Here is a 1824-nt window from a genome sequence, read left to right on the forward strand (position 1 = left end):
ATGCACTTCCCGCTTTTCTCGCGGTAGTCGTCCTGACCATGATTGCGACAGAAATCTTTGATCCCCGCGCACTCTGGGCCGCTTATCTAATGGAACCCCATGAATAATCCTTTGCCAACTGCAAAAATTCGACGCTCCCGCTGGCCCGGTTTGATCTGGGCCGTGCCTGTCGCAGCCCTCGCCATTGTGGCCTGGTTGGCCTTACGCACCTACATGGACCAGGGACCTTCTGTAACCGTGCAATTTGCGACTATGGGCGGCATCAAAGCCGACCATACGGTAGTGAAATATCGTGGTGTTACCGTTGGTCACGTCACCGCTGTCAAGCTGTCAAAATCCCTTGGAGAAATTTCAGTTTCCATTCGTTTTGATAATTATATGGCACACCATCTGGGCAAAGGCACACGCTACTGGATTGCCGGGGAGAAAGTCAGCTTTTCCAACTTAGGCTCTCTAAAATCCATCATCGCCGGCCCCTACATAGGCATTGATCCGCATAGTGGCCCCACACTCCATCATGTCATCGGACTGAATGAAGAACCCGTTCTGAAAAGTGAATCCCAAGGCATTACCCTGATTTTGCACGCTCCGGAGAAAGGGAATATTTCACGCGGTGCACCCATTCTCTACAGAGGTGAACAAGTCGGTGAAATACGTGGGGAAACCTTGCAAAAAAATGGCGATGGCTTCGAAATTTACGCTTTCATTCCCGAAAAAAGCTTACACTTGGTCAATAAGCATAGTCGTTTCTGGAGTTCAGGCAATATCGCTGTCAGCCTGTTTGGTGAGCACCCTGGCGTTCATATACCCGCTATTTCTGCACTATTAAGCGGCGCCATCAGTTTTTCCACCCCCAAAACTGGCAACCCCTTGGTTAATAATGAGCATTTTCGCCTTTATGGCAATGCTGCTGCGGCAAAAAATGCTCCTCTCGAAAATGCTGTGGCCTATCAAATGCAAATGCCTGGTGGTCCACAGGGATTGAAATCCGGTGCCGCCGTCATGCTGGAAGGGACCCGTGTGGGTAGCGTCACGGCCGTACACATGTTTTTTGATACTCAGCGGCAGGTGCTCTTGACGGACATCCACATCCAGATCAATCCCGAGGCGATTCCCCTTCGTCATGGACAGCCATGGGACATGGCCCAGCCTTCAGCACAAATGAACGGGATTCTTCGCCACCTGATTGCCCAGGGCTTACGGGCGCAACTGGGGAGCACTGTTCCGATGCTGGGTTCCAAGGTCATTGATCTCGGTCTGGTTCCAGGTGCAAAAGCTGCCCGTTTGCTGCCGGGTCAACCGCCCATCATTCCCATGGTCCATGAAGCAGGCATTCAAAACAGTGTTCGTCAGTTGAATGGCATACTGACCAAAATCCATGCGCTTCCTCTCCAGAAAATTGCCGCCAATCTGGATCAACTCAGCCAGAATCTGGCGACCTTAAGCAACTCTCCACAAACCCGCGAGACCTTGCAACATGTGCAGCAGACTATGGCCCATCTGGATGCGTTGACACGCACGGCCAACCAGCAATTACCGGCTATCCTGAAATCTCTGAAAGGGGCCAGCCACGAGGCGCATGCCGCCTTGCAGGCAGGTAATGCCCTGCTTCATAGCCAGGGAAGTGCCGCCAATGCGCCAGAATCCACGACCCTCCCACGCGCTTTGTATGAATTATCACGAACCGCCCAGTCATTGCGGGAATTGACCGATTATTTGGACAGTCACCCCAATGCCCTGATTTTTGGAAAAAGACCATGACATTGCACCGAAAACTCCTCTTGTTGGGAATGGTGGCGGCACTCGCTGGCTGCACTTCCGTAC

The 1824-nt window shown here is 52.2% G+C and carries 2 protein-coding genes; both read left to right on the forward strand.

The genetic code is table 11. The features are described 5' to 3' along the window. Positions 1-107 (forward strand): paraquat-inducible protein A (locus AC2VLY_RS08980; protein ID WP_486893559.1); only part of this gene is annotated, 107 nt, incomplete at its 5' end. Next, entirely contained in the window at positions 100-1761 is a 1662-nt protein-coding gene (locus AC2VLY_RS08985; protein ID WP_486893558.1) for a PqiB family protein, read from the forward strand. The genes AC2VLY_RS08980 and AC2VLY_RS08985, both read left to right, overlap by 8 nt. Positions 1762-1824: the final 63 nt, after the last annotated feature.

It is taken from the genome of Acidithiobacillus sp. TH-A36 (assembly GCF_057473445.1).

Bases quoted from the DNA above. Each gene is read 5' to 3' on its own strand.
- AC2VLY_RS08985 (WP_486893558.1), top strand. From the start codon at position 100: ATGAATAATCCTTTGCCAACTGCAAAAATTCGACGCTCCCGCTGGCCC.